The 18,683-nt window shown below is 30.4% G+C and carries 20 protein-coding genes; 18 read left to right on the plus strand and 2 right to left on the minus strand.

The genetic code is table 11. The features are described 5' to 3' along the window. The first annotated feature begins 85 nt into the window (after nt 1–85). Nucleotides 86–1,228: a DUF6794 domain-containing protein gene (locus L2Z92_RS13200; protein ID WP_236454173.1), complete on the plus strand. Its 1,143-nt coding sequence runs from the start codon at nt 86–88 to the stop codon at nt 1,226–1,228. A 220-nt stretch (nt 1,229–1,448) separates the two neighbouring features. On the opposite strand, the gene L2Z92_RS13205 is transcribed toward L2Z92_RS13200, so the two are convergent. Together L2Z92_RS13205 and L2Z92_RS13210 are read right to left on the minus strand one after the other, a co-directional pair. Beyond that, nucleotides 1,449–2,558: an IS91 family transposase gene (locus tag L2Z92_RS13205; protein WP_236454176.1), complete on the minus strand. Its 1,110-nt coding sequence runs from the start codon at nt 2,556–2,558 to the stop codon at nt 1,449–1,451. Then, entirely contained in the window at nt 2,543–3,499 is a 957-nt protein-coding gene (locus tag L2Z92_RS13210; RefSeq protein WP_407647585.1) for a tyrosine-type recombinase/integrase, read from the minus strand. Before L2Z92_RS13210 ends, L2Z92_RS13205 begins: the two co-directional genes overlap by 16 nt. Before the next feature lie 289 nt (nt 3,500–3,788). Here L2Z92_RS13210 and L2Z92_RS13215 point away from each other — a divergent pair, with 289 nt between their 5' ends. The 17 genes from L2Z92_RS13215 (at nt 3,789) to L2Z92_RS13295 (ending at nt 18,637) form a co-directional block, all read left to right on the plus strand. After that, nucleotides 3,789–5,327, plus strand: coding sequence for an IS1182 family transposase (locus tag L2Z92_RS13215; protein WP_236454179.1), 1,539 nt, complete (start codon nt 3,789–3,791; stop codon nt 5,325–5,327). Between the two features lie 89 nt (nt 5,328–5,416). Further along, nucleotides 5,417–6,397, plus strand: coding sequence for a hypothetical protein (locus L2Z92_RS13220; protein WP_236454181.1), 981 nt, complete (start codon nt 5,417–5,419; stop codon nt 6,395–6,397). A 44-nt stretch (nt 6,398–6,441) separates the two neighbouring features. Further along, nucleotides 6,442–8,022, plus strand: coding sequence for an IS1182 family transposase (locus tag L2Z92_RS13225; RefSeq protein WP_236454183.1), 1,581 nt, complete (start codon nt 6,442–6,444; stop codon nt 8,020–8,022). A gap of 205 nt (nt 8,023–8,227) precedes the next feature. After that, a complete protein-coding gene (locus L2Z92_RS13230) occupies nt 8,228–8,737 on the plus strand; it encodes a hypothetical protein (RefSeq protein ID WP_236454185.1) in 510 nt (169 codons plus the stop codon). 220 nt (nt 8,738–8,957) lie between these two features. Continuing rightward, entirely contained in the window at nt 8,958–9,497 is a 540-nt protein-coding gene (locus L2Z92_RS13235; RefSeq protein WP_236454187.1) for a hypothetical protein, read from the plus strand. Nucleotides 9,498–9,795: 298 nt separating this feature from the next. After that, nucleotides 9,796–10,200 carry a hypothetical protein gene (locus tag L2Z92_RS13240; protein ID WP_236454189.1) on the plus strand — a complete coding sequence of 135 codons (405 nt, stop codon included), beginning with the start codon at nt 9,796–9,798 and terminating at the stop codon, nt 10,198–10,200. Between the two features lie 14 nt (nt 10,201–10,214). Beyond that, nucleotides 10,215–10,556, plus strand: coding sequence for a hypothetical protein (locus L2Z92_RS13245; protein WP_236454191.1), 342 nt, complete (start codon nt 10,215–10,217; stop codon nt 10,554–10,556). Nucleotides 10,557–10,701: 145 nt separating this feature from the next. Further along, a complete protein-coding gene (locus L2Z92_RS13250; RefSeq protein WP_236454194.1) occupies nt 10,702–12,348 on the plus strand; it encodes a serine hydrolase domain-containing protein in 1,647 nt (548 codons plus the stop codon). 81 nt (nt 12,349–12,429) lie between these two features. Then, entirely contained in the window at nt 12,430–12,687 is a 258-nt protein-coding gene (locus L2Z92_RS13255; RefSeq protein ID WP_236454196.1) for an AraC family ligand binding domain-containing protein, read from the plus strand. Continuing rightward, nucleotides 12,671–13,279, plus strand: coding sequence for a helix-turn-helix domain-containing protein (locus L2Z92_RS13260; protein ID WP_236454198.1), 609 nt, complete (start codon nt 12,671–12,673; stop codon nt 13,277–13,279). Before L2Z92_RS13255 ends, L2Z92_RS13260 begins: the two co-directional genes overlap by 17 nt. 77 nt (nt 13,280–13,356) lie before the next feature. Then, the gene (locus L2Z92_RS13265) at nt 13,357–13,848 is read left to right on the plus strand and encodes a DUF2938 domain-containing protein (protein ID WP_236454201.1); all 492 of its coding nucleotides are present in this window, start codon (nt 13,357–13,359) and stop codon (nt 13,846–13,848) included. Between the two features lie 276 nt (nt 13,849–14,124). Next, complete coding sequence (locus L2Z92_RS13270) at nt 14,125–14,649, plus strand: TetR/AcrR family transcriptional regulator (RefSeq protein WP_236454205.1); 525 nt, start codon at nt 14,125–14,127, stop codon at nt 14,647–14,649. Beyond that, on the plus strand, nt 14,646–15,158 hold the full coding sequence (locus tag L2Z92_RS13275; protein WP_236454207.1) for a hypothetical protein: 513 nt from the start codon (nt 14,646–14,648) through the stop codon (nt 15,156–15,158). The genes L2Z92_RS13270 and L2Z92_RS13275 overlap by 4 nt, the downstream gene beginning before the upstream one ends. A gap of 209 nt (nt 15,159–15,367) precedes the next feature. Next, complete coding sequence (locus L2Z92_RS13280; protein ID WP_236454210.1) at nt 15,368–16,075, plus strand: DUF2071 domain-containing protein; 708 nt, start codon at nt 15,368–15,370, stop codon at nt 16,073–16,075. A 434-nt stretch (nt 16,076–16,509) separates the two neighbouring features. Next, nucleotides 16,510–17,127 carry a hypothetical protein gene (locus L2Z92_RS13285; RefSeq protein WP_236454214.1) on the plus strand — a complete coding sequence of 206 codons (618 nt, stop codon included), beginning with the start codon at nt 16,510–16,512 and terminating at the stop codon, nt 17,125–17,127. 231 nt (nt 17,128–17,358) lie between these two features. Continuing rightward, complete coding sequence (locus L2Z92_RS13290) at nt 17,359–17,943, plus strand: YdeI/OmpD-associated family protein (RefSeq protein ID WP_319800374.1); 585 nt, start codon at nt 17,359–17,361, stop codon at nt 17,941–17,943. A 142-nt stretch (nt 17,944–18,085) separates the two neighbouring features. Beyond that, a complete protein-coding gene (locus tag L2Z92_RS13295; RefSeq protein WP_236454217.1) occupies nt 18,086–18,637 on the plus strand; it encodes a hypothetical protein in 552 nt (183 codons plus the stop codon). Nucleotides 18,638–18,683 lie beyond the last annotated feature (46 nt).

Consider the following 18,683-nt stretch of genomic DNA (forward strand, 5'->3'; position numbering starts at 1 on the left):
GTAGCTATGCTCAACTAATTTGCAAAAAACTGAGCATATAAACGAGTTGTGCGTAATTTTAAGAAACCTCGTAAATTAAGATGAAATGAAATTCTCAATTACCATAATGTTTTTAATCTTTTCCTTTATAACATTCGGACAAAATTCCAAATCACCAAAAAATATAAATCAAGCAATTAGAAAGTTAGATAAAAGCCTAACTATAGAAACTAAAGAGAAATTAACAAAAATTTCTTCTGATAGTTTGCTGATATTTTACAAAAATTCCAAATCGGAATTTGACATTATGGAAGAATGGTTTTATAAATGGACTCAAATGAGTACAACAAGAGATGCAAGCCTCGGAAAATATTACAAAAATAAAGGATTGGAAATTCCTAATGATATGATTGAAGTCGTACTTAAAACTTATCAAAATAAATTAAAAGGTAATAAAGTAAACCACGATGAAATATTAAAAACATTCCTAATAAGACAACAAAAGAATAACAAAGAAAATGAAATCCGATATTTAACAGATAGTTTAGGTGGATTTTATATCCCGAAAGACCTTGACGATGCAATAAATTCACTTAATAAAATATATTCAGATAGCGTTAAATTAAAAATCACAAAACTTACAGAAGAAGATTATGTATCTGGAAATTACAGATTTGGAATTGGGTTATGGATGAGAAATAATTGGCAGCTTTGGGGTGGTTCTCGACTTTCTAAATTTTTTCAAAATAATAGAATTAGTCATCCAGAATCAATGTCTGTTGTAATTTTAGAAAGTTATTATCGCTATTTAAAAAATGAAGATATCCGTTTTGAGGAACAAATTAAAGAGTATGTTGAATGGGAAGAAAAATCAAAAAAAGACAAAATAGAACTCGAAAAAAAAGAGTTTAAAGAAAAACAAGAGACATTTGCTGAATTGAAAGTTGGTGATATTCTGGAATTCAATTATAAATATGGTTTTTCTAGCCAAAGTCAGGAAGATAAATGGATGGATGATATTTGTTTAGCAAAAGGTATCTTAATAGAAAAAGATGAACAAAATTTAGAAATTAAAGTAAAAGTTATTGAAAGCTGTGACAGAAAAGGTATTCTAATTTACAACAATGATAATGTTCAGATATATGACAACGATACTAAAGAATGGACAGAACCAAAAAGAAGAATTGTAAAGTATTTAAAAAAAGGAAAATCAGCGTGGTTTACTCTGGACAAATGGGATTTGGAATAAAAAACTACGCACAACAGCTAAGGTTTCGTTGCGTGCGTAGCACGAACAATGAAACCCGTGTTGAACGGAACCGCTGAGATTCCGCAACTATGGGTTTTTCGAAAAGATTGTTTAGAGATACAGAGGATGATTTTATATCCTCTTTTTTGTGGAGTAAAACCAAGGTGTTTTTTAAGTGTTTTTCCATCACTTTTAAGCATAAATTCCCTTACCCATAAGATTAACTTTCACAGGGATTGGGATTTTGGCTACCGCCAAGATACCAAGCAGGTGGACCACGCTGGTCAAAAACTGCTATTCGGTGTAAATTCCCTGTTTTGCAACACCTACATTTAGGTAGAAAAGGTTTCTTCTCTCGCTTTTCCAGTACTTTTACCTTTAGTTTCTCCTGCAAAAGCTTCAGCTTTTGTCGCTTCCAAGTATTGCTCAAAAAACCATAATGACGAATCTTAACAAAGCGTTTGGGCAAAATATGCAACGAAAACCGCCTAATAAACTCCTCATGCGTCAGTGTCATTTGCTTTTTAAAGCCATTTTGACGGTAATCTTTATAATCAAAAACAACGTTTTGATTGTTAATATTTCGGATTCGATGATTACTAATGGCAATTTTATGGGTATATCTTCCCAAATATTCCACCACCGATTTAGGACTTCCAAAAGGCTTTTTGGCAAAAACCACCCAAGGTTTTTTCCATAATTCTTGCCTTATTTGCTCGTATTGTATAGGTTCTTTCGCTTTGAGCTTCGCACAATATTTTGCTCTAAAAACTTTTGATAAGGCTTTTACAGGAAATAGAAATTTACCATCATTCCTTATATTTTGCCATTGTCCACCTTTTGTAACTCCACCACCAGGAACAATACAATGTAAATGAGGATGTAAACTCAATTGCTGTCCCCAAGTGTGCAAAACAGCAATCATTCCCATTTGTATTGTTTTGGCTTTGCCAAATTGTTGCAAAGTTTCCCAAGTAGCTTCAAATAAAGTATCATATACGATTTTTGGTTGATGCATTGCCAAAGAGTTGATGCTGTCTGGCAAAGTAAAAACCACATGAAAATAAGGAACTGGTAAAAGTTCTGTTTCTCGTTTTTCAATCCAATCTTCTCGCTTATTGCCTTGACATTTTGGACAATGGCGATTGCGACAAGAGTTATAACTGATAGTGAGATTCCCACAACCATCGCAAGCATCGATATGACCACCTAAAGCTGAAGTTCGACATTTTTTGATGGCAGATAATGTGCGTAATTGCCAAGTGTTTAAACCCAGATTTTCTATTTTTGTTCCTAATTTGCTAACTACATCGGCTACTTCCGGCTGCATTTTAAAAAAAGAGTATCTAAGGGACTAAAAATACGCTGACTTTCCAGTTGAGCAATCTGCAAATATTCCATGGTAGTTTCTAAATTTTGGTGTCCCAAAAGATCTTTTAAAGTAATAATATCCATACCATCTTCCAGTAAATGTGTAGCATATGTATGACGCAATGTATGCACATGAACTTCTTTTTGAATCCCAACTGCTTTGGCTACTTGTTTGACTGCCCATTGCACTCCACGTTGTGAATACCGACTGTCAAAATCTCCTCCTGCACGCTCATTTGGCTGACCGTTGAACAAATAATCCAGCGGTTTTTCGCACTCGATATATTTCATTAAACCTCGTATTAAATGAACCGAAAGAGGCACGTAGCGGTCTTTTTTACCTTTGCCTTGCACTACTTTGAGTTGTTTTCTATCGAAATCTAAATCTTGTAAACGAACATTGCGTACTTCCATACAGCGAAGACCACAACCATAAAGTAAACCAATAAGGATTTTATGCTTAAGTAGTTTTGCCCCTTGAAGCATTGTCCAAACTTCGAATTTACTCAGCACTACAGGGAGTTTTTTCTCGTGTTTTATCGAAGGTAAACGAAGGTATTCATATGGCAAACCCTCTGATTTAAGTAGAAATCGAAGTCCATAAACACAATGTTTGAAATAGGTTTGTGAAGGTGTTTTTGACTTTTTTTGAAGATAAAACAAATAATCATGAACTTGTTCAGGGTCTAGTTCAGTAGGAATTTTACCAAAATATAAAGAAATTGAAGCCACATGACGAGCGTAATTATTAAAAGTGCTTTGGCTTCTGCCTAAAACGGAAACAGTACGCTCAAAACGATTTAATAACTCCTCAAATCTTGGAACTTCGCGCTTGGCTTGATTAATAATTTTGTTCTCTCTTAATTCCTCAAATGTCTTTTTTTTGTAGTCATAATTTATTGATTTTAATTATATTCGTAAGATAATTAAAATTTACATTGGTGCTACCGAAGGTTTAGTTCAACAGCGGTTTGCTTCAATGGCTACTTCTGGATTTTCCTACGGAAAATCCGCTGCTGAATGGATTGTTTTGTTATATTTGTAATGGCTTGGTGCTGGTTCAACGCCACTGAAAGCAAGCCTCAGAACGTCAAACTGTCTAAAAACTTCTTTTTTATGCATCCTTATTTTTTGCATTAAAGTCTTTTAAATTACTTGGATGTTTAGTTGATTTTATGTAAATTTAAGTATGAAATTCATCACTGGAACCAACAGAAATCAACTTCCACTTTTTGCATTATCGATAGATGAAGCTATTGAACAAGACAATCAAATCAGGTTTATCGATCTTTTTGTAGATAGCCTTTCTCTTGCTGAATTTGGATTTAAAGTTGATTTCATCGAAAATGGAAGGCCTGCTTATCACCCTTCTGATTTATTAAAACTATTCATTTACGGCTACCTAAATCGCATACGTTCTTCTAGAACTTTAGAGAAAGAATGCACTCGCAATATTGAATTGATGTGGCTCTTAAAAAGGCTTGTTCCAGACCACAATACTATAGCTAACTTTAGAAAAAACAACCCAAAAGCTATTGCTCGCGTATTTCGTGCCACCGTAAAAATGGCAGCTCATTTTGAGCTAATAGGAGGAAGCCTTGTGGCTGGTGATAGCACAAAACTAAGAGCTCAAAATTCCAAGAAAAACAACTTTAATCCTGCGAAAATTGAACGTCATATTGCCTACATTGATGCACGACTTGAAGAATACAATTCTGCTCTAGCCAAAGAAGATGGAGATGCTATTGAGAAAGACCTGATAGTAAAGAAAATAAAAAAACACACTATTCAAAAACAAAAGTATATTGAATATCAAAACACAATCAATACTACAGGAGTAACCCAAATCTCTACTTCTGATCCTGATAGTCGACAAATAATGACTCGTAACAACATCTCTGAAGTAGCCTATAACGTGCAAACCGTAGTAGATGCATTGCATAATATTCCAATCGATTTTAAGGTAACTAATGAAAACGACTCTAAAGCTATGGGAGGCATGCTACGACGGGCTAAAACAATTTTAGGACACAACAACTTCATGGCCATTTATGATAAAGGATATCACACAGGTAGTGAGTTTGATTATGCCAATAGACTGGGTGTTGATGTACTAGTTGCCATTCCAGGAGTAGCCTCTCATGCTCCAGATATTGCTTTTGATGTCGAACATTTTAAATACAATAAAGAAGATGATACCTATACTTGCCCTGCTAATCAAACCTTAAGTACAAACGGAAATTGGTACAGCAAAAAAAATGGCAAATCAATCACTCAAATGAAGCATTATAAGACCAATGCTTGCTTGACTTGTACACTTTTCCATAAATGCACCAAAAATAAAAAAGGAAGACTCCTTGAGCGTTCCCAACATACCGACTTAATATATCAAAACAAAGTACGAATAGAAAATAACTATGAAGTATATCGAAGAAGACAAGCCATCGTAGAACATCCTTATGGAGTTATAAAGCGACAATGGGATTTTTATTATATTATGACTAAGAAAACCATTAAACACGCATCAGCTGATGTAGGTCTCATTTTTACAGCCTATAATTTGCGAAGAATATTCAACTTGATTGACACAAATATGTTAAAACAGTATCTAAAAGTACTGTACTTACTTTTTTCAACTATAAAAAGCTTTTTTAAGGCTTTATTAGCTAATTTTAATTTTTGTAATCATGAAATATTACATCCAAAAAAGTTTTTTTGTGTAGCTTAAATCCGCTATTTTTACTTCAATTTATAACACAAAGTAAAATAAACGAAGGTTTTTAGACAAACTGACGTTAGTAATAATTTTAAAAAACATTGAGAAATCTATTAATATTCTTTTTAATCCTAACACTCTTTTCTTGTAAAAGCAAAACTGAATTAAAAGAAGTTCAGGTTCTTTTCTCTCCTTCATTTCTTTATCCAACAAAATTCACAATTGATATCGAAAACAAAACCATCGAACAATACACATATCAAGATGGATACTATGTCAAAGAATGGATTGATTCGACTACATATAAAGAACATAGGAAAGATACATTAATTATTCATTTCCAGAAATCATATCCAATTGATGATAAAATCTTAAATGAATTCTTAAATAAATTAAAAAGAAGTCATCTAGACTCAACTATAAAACATAGAGAACCAATGTTAGACGGAATTGCTTTTAGAATAAGTAAAATAAACAAAGCAAAAGACACAATTTCTTTAACAAGTAATTTTACTCGTAGAAATGAAAAAACTCAAATAGAATATAAAATATTAGATTCCTTTTTTGATTTAGCATATAAAACAATTAAGGACTATGATGGTATTTGTGGAATTGAAAACATTCAAGACTATTTTTCTTATGGTTTACCTATAAAAAAAGTTAATGAAAAACTGCTTGAATATCGAGTTTGGGGTTCAATTTCAGGTTGTAGAGAAGATAATGCAGAATTTTTGACACTATTAAAAAATCTACCAATTGATAAACCTGTAATTTTTGATTTAAGAAATGGAAGTATTTCATACTGTCTAAATGAAGTATTAGAAGAATACAGTCAAAAAAGGGAAATTTACATTTATGGAGATAAAAGTGCACTAAGTTCAAAGGAAATTATGGATGAAATTAAACTTGCCGAAAAGAATGGTGAAGTTTTATCTGAATTAAGAAAACAAGCATATGAAACACATAAAATTATTTATGAAAACTGGAAAAATAATAAAAAAATCAAATCATTTTTAACTAAAGAAGAGATAATAAAAACTATTGCTAACAGCGGTGCTTGTTGCACAACTCCACAAATATAACAATTAGGAAACATTAGAAAGAGTCATTTTTTGTAAATTTAAGTATGCAAGGAAGAAAAGAACTTACACCAAAAATGCTCTATCAAGTATATTTAACGGACTTGATTCCGGAGCATAATTTCTACAGATTATTAGATCAATCCATAGACTTTCAGTTTCTATATAAATCCACTAAGAAGTATTATGGACAAGAAGGACAAGAGAGTATTGATCCAGTTGTCTTCTTTAAAATATGCTTAGTTGGTTATTTAAACAATATTAATTCCGATAGAAAACTCATAGAATATTGTTCCAACTGTTTAGATGTACGCTTGTTTATTCGTTATGATATTGATGAAGTTTTGCCTTGGCATAGTACTATAAGTAGAACCAGACAATTGTATGGAGAAGAGGTATTCATGGAGTTGTTCAAAAAAGTATTGTCCCTGTGTGTAACCAAAGGCATGGTTAGAGGTAAGCGACAAGCAGTTGATAGCGCTTTTATTAAAGCAAATGCATCTATGGATAGTCTAATTGAAAAAGAAGTTTTAGATGATGCGGAATATTATGCAGAAGAGCTTAATGAGAATAGTGAATATAAAGTAAGCCAAACCCGCAAGGATCTAGTAGAAGAACACCACAACTGGAAAAAAGAAGCTTACAAAAACATGCCAAAAGGTAGTCAGAAAGGAGATAAAACAGACGAAAACGGCAATTTAATTAGACCTAAATATGTATCGAATCACACGCATTACTCACCAACAGATCCAGATGCTAGAGTGAGTGTAAAACCAGGTAAAGCCAGACAATTAAACTATTTTGGTCAACTCGCAGTAGATGATGCTTATCATGTCATTACAGGAGCATGTTCTGATTTTGCAGATAAACGCGATAGCCAGTGTTTGGAACAAATTGTGGAACTTACTAAAGAAAATTTACAAGAAAATGAGATAGCACTAGGAGAAATTTTAGCTGATGGTGGTTACAGTAGTGGAGAAGCTTTAAAATACTTAGATGATAAGAATATCGAGGCATGGATGCCTAATTTTGGACAATACAAACCAGAACGAGAAGGTTTTGTTTATGATAAAGAAAATGACAAATATACTTGCAGTCAAGGTATCGATTTACCTTATCGTAAAACCTCAAGCTCTAGAAAAGGAGACGAATTTAAAGTCTATCGAAGCAGTAGAAAAGAGTGTAAAAACTGTCCATTAAAAGTAACCTGTTTAGGTAAGTCACATGAGAAAACTTTGCGAGACACCATTTACAAACCTTTGTATGACAAGATGCATCAAAAACTTACTCAAAATGCTAAATATGCCAAACGAATGGTAAAAGTGAGGAGTAAAACGGTAGAACCTGTATTAGGCACGTTGATTAACTTTCTGAATATGAAGAAAATTAACTCACGGGGTATAAAACAAGCGAACAAGCATGTACTTATGGCATCGATGACCTATAATTTAAAGAAATACATGAAGTTTGTGGTTAAAAAGCCAAAAGTGGTTGTTCAAGTTTTATCAGTAAAACAAGGGAAAATACACTCTTTTCTAAAAACACAATTTTATGAGTTAAAAATAACTTTTTTAAGCCTATCAATTTTTGTAAAATTGTACTTAAGTCAAAAAATAAACCTCGTTTAAATCACTTTAAATGAGGTTACTATTTTTAGTTATTTAGAAAATTCAGCTTTTTGAAGAGGTTGTGCAACAGCTACAGCGGTTACAAGTAATGGCTAGTTTAGTACTATTCGGAAAATTCTCCGAATTTTCTAAAATAAGTTTATATTTGTTATGGCTTGGTGATGATTCACGCCACTACTTGTAGCCGCAAAACGTTACCATACATATGAAAATCAGAAACCTTAAATACTTATTAGTCGGAATATTATTTTTGTTGGGTTACCGATTTTTTACTTATCCGAATTTTGAAAAAGTAAAAACCGAATTAAGGGAAAAGTATTCTGACTTTTCAAACGGAACAGACGAAGATAAATTGACTTATAATGCAAATGTTTTAAAGGAAAAAACAAACGGAATTGAATTACCTCAAGCCGAATTGAATTCTGCTAAAATTTATGGCAAGTTTTTTTCTGCCGACCAAAAGCTGAATTTATCTCAAGCAAAACAACTGACTGTAATACTGAACGATTCTTCCTCTTATCGATGGGGAGAAATCGGAACATTTATTAATTATAAAACGATAGTATTTTACGATTCCGAAAAAAACATAATTGGAATTACGAAATTAGATTCTGACTTAAGGCAAACTTATTCAACACCATTTACAAAAAAGATGAAATGGGGAAACTTATCAGATAATGGATTGAGAAAACTAAAAGAAATAATAACGGAATAAAAATACTGTGGGCAACAGCTAAGGTTTTGTTGGGCTTGAAGAGCCAACAATGAGAACGTGGTTGAACGGATCCGATTCCATATACACCCTTATGGAGTTTTCGAAAAGTTTTTTAGTGTTGTTTTAAACAGCTATTTTTACTTTTAAATTTAAAATAACACAGACGGAGGTTTTTTGAGGAACTGACGTTGCTCAACATTAATAAAAACATTACGCTGAATTGAAAAACCTCAAACCTAACTTCTCGATAGACGAAATTGGAAAGTTCCGATTTTATAGCGGAGCTCTAATCGGAATTGGATTTAGTATAATTCTAAATTCTCTATTTCGTATGACTTTAAGATTGTGTAATTTAGGAATGTATATTGATCAATGGAATTTGAATTATGAAATTTCAGTTTATTATTATACTCTAATAGGATTCACATCTGTTGGATTTGCTTTCTGTTTTACAACCTATTTATGGATGAGTAAACCATTTGCGATTAACAGAAGGAAAACACTGAAATTAAGAATGGCTCAAATTAATCCGATTTGGATTTTCTTTGGAACACTAATGTTTCTTTTGAGAATGTTTTGGTTTCTTTCTGGAGTTAAATTGACAATTGAAAAGGATTTCCCGATTTTAGGTTTTATGATTCCGATTTTTATATATCTGTATTGTTGGAATTTAATTTCGGATGTTTATAAATCAAAAAAAGCTTTCCTGATTTCTTCTCTGATTTTCATAATTGGCGGAATTATATTGAGTGGAATTTAAAAATGAAAATAAATAATGCAATACTACTTTAGAGTTGCGTGTTTAGCACGATAATGAATTGAAAATGTTCGTCTGTTCGCCTTTGGCTCAATTCATAGAACACAAAAACACAAATAATAAAAGTGAAGTAAACCTTGGTTGAACCATTCGACAGGCTCACCGTTTATATTTCATCGCTATAGAAATTTCAAAAAGTTTTTTAGTGTAGTTATAATCTACTATTTTTACTTTGAAATTGAATTTAAAATAACACAAACGGAGGTTTTTTGAGGAACTGACGTTATGCTCAATTACCGAAATGAACGAAGAAGAAATAATTGATATCAAAATGTATGTTCCTAAAGAAGCATCTACAGGAACTTATGAAGTAATAAGAATTTCGGAGAACAGGTATAAATTGACTCATAATAACCCTTTCAGTGAAATTTTAACTTACGGAACTATAATAGATGTACTACCTGAAAAGAAAGATAAAGACACATTTGTATTCAAAAGAGTTTATGCTGAATCTGAATTTAATCTTGAAGTAATTGGTTTACCAATGTCTTTAAACGAGACTGAAATGAGAGTTGTTGGACAAATGATTATTGCCGAAGGTGGATATTGGGAAGTTTTTTTTGGAGGAATGGGATATGTTAATCTGCCAAAAACTTCTCAACTTAATGTAATTGACGAATTAAATAAGTTGATAAGAGAAAAATAAGAAAATTAAATCAAGTGTCAGAAGAATCAAAAAATATCGAATGTAAGTTGAAGTACTCGAATGATTCATTTCCTGGTTTAGAATGGAACGATTTTTTGAAGAATTGTAACGTAAATTTTTATACTTCTCCTAAAAACAGACTTTGGTATTCAATCACAGGTAAAGGATATATAATTTGGATTTCTTCTTTTTATCCATCAAAAGAAAATGACTATACAATATGGTTATCGGATATTGAGATAAATAAAAATACACCGAAAATTGCATTTGAAATATTAGATGAATTTCTACAAGGAGCAATTGAAGAATTTGACAAGATGGAAATAATAAAAGAGCATAACAAAGTGTATAATTAATTGCTAGTTCGAGCTTGTTTGCGAAAATCCTCTCAGATTTTCTATTCGGTATTTATTTGCTAAATTAGGTGCTTAAATACACAACAAACCGTATACAAATACGTTGATATTAATTATCAAAACCACATCATTCAACTTAAAAAACATGAAACTTATACTAATTATTATTTCAGTTCTTACTAGTGCGGTTGCTTTTTCTCAAACTGATTTTGATAAGGAAATCAGTCAAATTCTGAACTCTTATGTTGACTCTGAATCAGAACCAGGCATAACTGTTGGAGTTGTACAAAATGGAGTACTTATTTATCATGCTAGTAAAGGTTCTATGAATTTAGAGTATGGACTTCCTTTTAATGATTCAACAGTGTTTGGACTTGCTTCTATTACAAAACAGTTTACATCAGCATGTATAGGAATATTGGAAAAACAAGAGAAATTATCAATTAATGATGATGTAAGAAAATATATTCCAGAATTAACTAATTATAAGGATACCATACAAATAAAGCATCTTTTAAATCATACAAGTGGTATTCGAAACCATAACGTACTTCTTGATCTCCAAGGCTTTGATTATAAACATCGAGGCTATACGAATAAAATGATTCAAGACCTTATGTTCAAGCAAGAAGGTGTCAATAATTTGCCAGGGGAGAAGATGCTTTATTCTAATACCAATTATGTATTGCTTGCATTAATTATTGAAAGAGTTTCAGGAATGAAAATCGAAGAATTTGCCAAGCAAGAAATCTTTGAACCGCTGAAAATGCACAAAACCTTTTACACTAAGAGCTTAGAAGATATTATTGAAAACAGAGCATATCCTTATTACAAAGAGAGTGGGCAATACCAACAACCCAAATCCTTAACGCATTGTATTGGTGCAGGTGGAATGGGCAGCACAGTTCAAGATTTAGCAAAATGGTCTAATGTATTTTTAAATCCAAATCATGATTTCTTCTATTTAGCAGATTTTATAACCGAATTAGACACTTTAAACAACGGACAGTTAATGAAGCACGCTCGAGGAATGTTTATTTCTCCTTATAAAGGTTTTATAACTTATAATCACAGCGGTCGAGATTTAGGTATGCGCTCTCAATTTATATGTATTCCAAAGAAAAGTTTAGCCGTCATTGTTTACACGAATTCTGAAGATATTAATGCAGTAAATATATCATATGAAATAGTAAATCTATTTATTGACGAAACATCGGTTGAGAATCAAAAACAAAAAACACACAAGCATTCTATCAACCAAAAAAAGAGATTTGAAGGAATTTATCAAGAATTAAACAGTGATTTAAGAATGGATATTTTCGTTGAAAATGACACATTAAAAGCGATAAGTAGTTTTGGTAGAAATGCAACTCCCTTGATTTCAAAAAGTGTTAATTCATTAGTTCGAATTGATAACCCATCAATTGTATATACATTTCAGACAAAAGAAAGTACAGGTGCAGATTTATTAGTTGATTTTGGAGGAGCGATTTTCTATTTTGAAAAAATAGATCTTGCATTCAATCCCAATCAAAATTTAAATGAGTTTGTAGGAAACTATTATTCAGACGAACTCAACGTTAATTATTCCATTTCAATTGAAAATAATAACCTGATTTTAGATTATCCCAACAATGAAGGCATCCTAATTAAAGAAGGTGCGAAAGACACATTTGGTGCAAACAGAAGAACAAAGTACACCTTTATCCGTAGTAAAAATGGGAAGATAATTTCTTTTTTGGTTGCCTCTGAAGGAACTGTGAAAGATATATTATTTGAAAAAATAAACTAATGCCAACAAAACATATAAACGATAGTGGCCTATGGTACGCAATTGCTTATAGCTAGTAATTTAAGACATCTGGAATTTTAAATGCAAAAAATTAAGGTAAGAACCATAAAAGGACCTAATTTGTTAGGGAGTTTTTCAATAAGTAAGTTAGATAATTTACTTGCTGAAAAAGATATGATCGAGAAAATACATCGGCACGGTTTCTTTTTTGTGCTTGCTATGGAAAAAGGAAATGGAGAACATCAAATTGATTTCACTAACTATGCTATTAATGATTATTCTATTTTTATTCTTCGTCCAGGTCAAAGTACATCAACTATTATTGAAGAAAGGAAGTAAGGGGTATTTAATGGCTTTTGATACTGGTTTTTATGCTCCAGATGAAAAACTAAAAAAAGAAATGTTTATAACCGTGAGTAGAAATGACTACTACCAACTGGATTCTGAAACTTATAGTAGATTAAGACTTATATTAAATTGTATTTTTTCTGAATTTTTTAGTAAAAAAATAATGTTTAGATGCATTATTAAAGCAAATCTAGATCTGTTGTTTATAACATTATTTAGACAAATACAAAACACAGATATTCAAACTGAAAATAACTCCTATGCTTTGAGTTTCCTTGAGAAATTATTGGAACTATTAGACATACATTTTTATAAGAAGAAGCAAGTAACCTATTATGCCGATAAACTAAATCTAACTGTTTATCAACTAAATTCAATTACTAAAAAAACAATAGGAAAAAATTGTTCTCAATTAATCAATCAGCGTATATTACTCGAGGCTAAAAGAAATTTAATAGCTACATCTAACCAAATAAATGAAATTTCTTATCATTTAGGTTACAATGACACTTCCTATTTCATTAGGTTTTTTAAAAAGCAAACTGGATTAACCCCTGAAACTTTTAGACAAAGCTTCAAATAGTCCTATAGAACTTACTATTTGTTCTATTACAACACATTTACCAAAAACTATCTTTGTAAAAATTAAAAAACATAAATATGAATTCAATTTTGCAAGTAATTTTTATAGGTACAGGAGCTACTCTTTTTATGGATCTATACACTTTAATATTAAAACAATTCAGTATTAAAACACTTGACTACAAATTTGTAGGTAGGTGGATAGGGCATTTTCCAAAAGGAAAGTTTTTTCATCATAAGATAATGGAATCACCAACTATTTACTATGAAGTAATCTTAGGTTGGATAACTCATTATTTAATTGGAATTACATTTTCTTTTTTATTAGTCATTATTTACGGTAAACAATGGTTGGAAAATCCAACACTAGCACCTGCTTTAATTATTGGTATAATTACTATTATAGGTCCATTTTTAATAATGCAACCTGCTTTTGGTTTTGGAATTGCAGGTTCGAATTTACATGACTCAAATCAAGCTAGATTTATGAGTTTAATAACACACACAATATTTGGAATTGGTTTATATTTAAGTTCTTTGTTACTGAATCTAATACTAAAAATAGCTTAGACAATAACTGCTACAGCCAACAACTGTAGCTGTTACACGACCTCTATAAAAATCTAAATTTTAAAAATAATTAGCTAAAAGAATCTTGTTTAAAGTGATTTAAATAAGATTCTTTTTTTTTAAGTAAATAGTATTTTATTAAAGTAGGCGACTTTGATATAAACTGAGTTTTTTTAGGGAAACAGATGTTGTGTTTTATTTTTAAAATATCTTTTTTTCGATTAAAAGCCTTTCTTAAATAAAAATAATTATTTTTGTAACTGAACAGTCAGTCATATGAATAATAAAGAAAAAATAGTACAATCAGCATTAACTCTTTTTGCAAAGAATGGTTATACTGAAACATCAATAGATAAAATTGCAAAACATGCAGGTGTGTCGAAAGGATTAACCTACACCCATTTTAAGAATAAAGAAGAATTATTAGTTGTTACCATTCAAAACACCATTGCGAAAATGACATCAGAAATGATGATGATTCAAGAACTAAATTTTAACGCTTTTTTCAATTTATTTTTTGCAAGTCTTCAGAATAATACAGAAATTATACGACTATGCCTTCTATTAGTAATTCACCCACAAACGCCTTCTAAGGTTATTAATATACTTGATAGTCAAAAAAATGAATTACTAAATCTATTTTCTACTTTATTGGAAAATAAATTTAGAGAAAATTCACAGCGTGAAGCTGAAATTTTATTAGCAACCTTAGATGGAATTACAATAGAATACGTAACAAATCCTAATCCTTTAAACTTAAAAACTAAACAACAATATTTATCAAATAAATACACACTATGAACGTAATAATAAAAATAATCATAACTGCTTTACTACTATTAATAGCAATCAACCCTTATTTTGAGAATGGTCAAATTCCTGGAGGACTAAGTGAGTTTAGAAGTTTAGGATTGATTCCAAGTATAATTTTAATTTTAATCTTTTTTACAGCAATAGCATTTTATTGTAAATCTTTACAAGCGACCCTTAACTTGATTAAAATTGAAAATAGGACACGAAAACCTAAAAGTATTTGGTATATGTATTTAATTCCTTTCAATTTTATTGAAGACTTTTTTATTATAATAGACATTTCAAATTCTTTGAAAAATGAAATGAAATCAAACGAAAGCTTAAAGAAATTTGGAGATTTTGGTTTAACAATAGGAATAGGTTGGTCTGTAGCCCAACTCTTTTCGTTAATTCCAAATATAGCAGGACAAATTTCTGGATTTGTTGGTATAATTTTATGGATTATTCATTGGGTTTTAATTGAAAAAATAAACAAAGTGTTAAAAAATAAATTGTAATAAAACGAATACACAACAATCGTAGCTGTTGCACAACCTAGTTTAAAAATAAAAATTTTAAAAAATGATAAACTAAAGCCAACTTAATTTTAAGCGAGGCTAGTCTTTTTTAAGTAAAATAGTATTTCTAAAAAAGCTTTAGTATAGTTTAAATCTGCTATTTTTACTTAAAAGATACATAATAAACTTTTAGATAAACTAGAACAAAAATGAAAATTCCCAAAATACACGGATATATTGATAGAAGAATTTTAATCAACTTTACAGTTGATCCTAAAGTTGTGGAGAAAATTATTCCATTTCCTTTTAGACCAAAAACCTATAAGGATAAAGCCATTGTTGGGATTTGCCTAATAAGATTAAAAAACATTAAACCAAAAGGGTTTCCTGACTTTGTTGGTGTAAACTCTGAAAATGGTGCCCACAGAATTGCTGTCGAATGGATCGAAAATGGAGAATTAAAATCGGGAGTTTATATTCCTCGAAGAGATACTTCCCTTAAACTAAACACATTTGTAGGTGGACGCCTATTTCCTGGAAAACATTATTATGCGAAATTTAACGTTAAAGAAAATAACGGAAATTATCATATAGCTTTTAAAAGCTCTGACGATACAGAAATTTCAATAGACGCTTCTGAAACAAAATTATTTAGCAGTAAATCAATTTTTGAAACATTAGATAATGCTTCTGACTTTTTTGAGAACGGAGATCTTGGTTATTCACCAAACAAAGAAAAATTTGACGGACTAAGATTGAAAGCCTATAAGTGGGAAGTTAGTCCTCTTGAGGTTTCAAATGTTTCATCAAGTTTCTTTGAAAACGAAGAGATTTTCCCAAAAGGTTCGGTAACTTTTGACAATGCGTTATTAATGAGGGATATAGAACACGAATGGGAAAGTGAAAAAGACAAATAATAGAAGGAACTTTAGCCATCAGTTTCCGATAACCAATTTTTTAAGAACCGAATTATGAAAAACACCCAAAGAGTATTTTTGATAGTTTTTTCATTAGTAGCATGCGTTTTAGAATTAATAATGCTTGTAAATATATTTCCGAAAACTGGTTTAGGAAGAATTATATATATTCCATTATGGATTATTATATTTTTGTTTATTTCAATATGTTTGACCAAAGGGAACAAACCATTAAAAAAAGTACTAATCAATCTGATAATAGCTCACTTAATATTTTTTCACATTATGGTTTGGAGTTGGCCGCAATCAGCTGCGATACAGAAAAATTTAGTAAAAGAGTTTTATGCAAAGGTTTATAAATAAAATGTTGGTAACAGAATTAAATAGTAGCTTATTTGTAGCTGTAGCATAATTTTAAAAATAGAATTAATGAAATGGATGCTGAAAAAATTAAAGATTTAAGAAGTAAAATATCAATTCCTTTAGATGTTGCTATTCAACTATTAAAAAAGAACAATGGTAATGTTCTTAATTCAGAACTAGAATTTCATAATAATACTATTGTTGAGATAAGTGAAATTACAGCATGTGATTTTGAGCTTGCAAGAAAGTTCTATAATTTATATAATCATGATAGGGTAAAAGCAATTGAAAAACTTAATTCGAGACAAGTAATAATCACAACAAAAGAAAATTTAGTAGCACGAAATGAAATCGGTTTTGTTTTATGGCCTGAAAATAGAAAAGGAGAAAGTTACAAAACAAAAAAGCGAAATGATGCTTTCATTCCTTCTGCTGATTTTGAGTATGTAATTAATGAGTTTAAATCAGTTTTTCCATTAGAAAATTCTTGGAACAAAAGTGTAGATGAATATTTTGATATTTGTGGAAATAATTACTTTGATAAAGAAACTTGTGAAATAATAATTAACAAAATAAGACACACAAAAACGGACGAATTGAAAGTGGCAAAATTTAAAAACGAACTTATCGATTGGCTCAATGACAAATTGCTGTATGCCGATTGCATTGTTGTATATGGGAACTTATAGTTGAAAGTTTATTTAGATAAATACCATTAATTTTTGTTTGCACCTGACATAGGGTTGTCATTTATCAGATATAAATTTGCACTATATAATAGTTAAAGCAAATAAAATGACAAACGTAATTAACTGGTTTAAAATTCAAGCAATAAATTCCATTCAATGCATTAATGGTTTATTGCAGTAAATTCAAGTGATAAATAGTATACGTTTATCACTATAGAAATAAAAACAGTTATGATGCATGAAATAAAACCAGAAACATTTTGCCCCAAAAGTCAAGCGGATTGGCGAGAATGGTTAATGAAAAATCATCAATCAAAAGAATCCATTTGGTTAATTTACTATAGAACGGCAACAAAAGTTGCGACTTTAAGTTGGAGCGAAGCTGTTGATGAAGCACTTTGCTTTGGATGGATAGATAGTACAAAAAAGACTATTGACAATGAACGATATATGCAATATTTTAGTAAAAGAAAACCGAATAGTATATGGTCTAAAGTAAATAAGACAAAAGTGGATTATTTAATTTCAAAGAATCTTATGCAAGAAACGGGATACAAAACTATTGAAGTTGCTAAGAAAAATGGTTCTTGGGCTATTCTAGATGAAGTAGAAGCTCTTATTATTCCAGAAGGTTTAAAGATAGAATTTAACAAAAGAGTAGGGGCTTTGGAATATTACGAAAGTATAAGTAAATCGGCAAAGAAAATTTTATTAGCATGGGCTGTTCTTGCTAAAAGAAATGAAACAAGACAAAAAAGAATCATTGAAATAGCAGAAAATGCGAGTAAAAAACGAAAACCACCACAATTTAGATAGCATAAAAGATCTTGTCAGTAGGAGCTGTTATGCAACTTTTTTAAAGTGAAATAGTACTTTAAAAAAGTTTTAGTATGGTTTAAATCTGCTATTTTTGCTTTAAATACAAATTGATAATTGAGATAATTTTATGACACAAACTATGCAAAAAAAACTTTTTTTTTCAGCTTTCTTATTGCTATTATTTTTTGCGTGTAAAAAAATAGAATTAAATGAAGCTCAAAAAACTGAACACTTAGAATTTCTTTCAGAATTCGTAAATAATTCAAAAGTAATAAAAGATTCAATAAAAAAGTTCACAGGATTTGAACTACTAATCTGTACAAAAAGAAATGTACAAAATTATACAGTTGTCTCTATAAGAGCTTCTTGTGTTCCTTTTTACATAAATCATGAATATGTATATAGGTCAATTAATGGGAAGAATGTTCTTTTCTATAATTATGACAAACCATTAACAACTAAAAACTTTTCTGAGGAAATTAGAAATTTAATTAAGAAAAACATTGTGAAATTTGATCCAAGTAATAGAACTTGCTGTGATATGCCATTTTACAATTTTGCTCTCTGTAATGATAACCCATCAAGAATCAATTGCTTCGATAATCAAATGATAAACAGACAAATGGAAGTGTACAAACAAAATGAATATATTATTGAACCAGAAATGGTTTTCTATCCAAATTGTGATTAAATAAAAACTACTAATAAGACTAGTCATTTTATTCATTCACAATAAA

The organism is Flavobacterium jumunjinense, from assembly GCF_021650975.2.
In the GTDB taxonomy this organism is placed as follows: Bacteria; Bacteroidota; Bacteroidia; order Flavobacteriales; family Flavobacteriaceae; genus Flavobacterium; species Flavobacterium jumunjinense.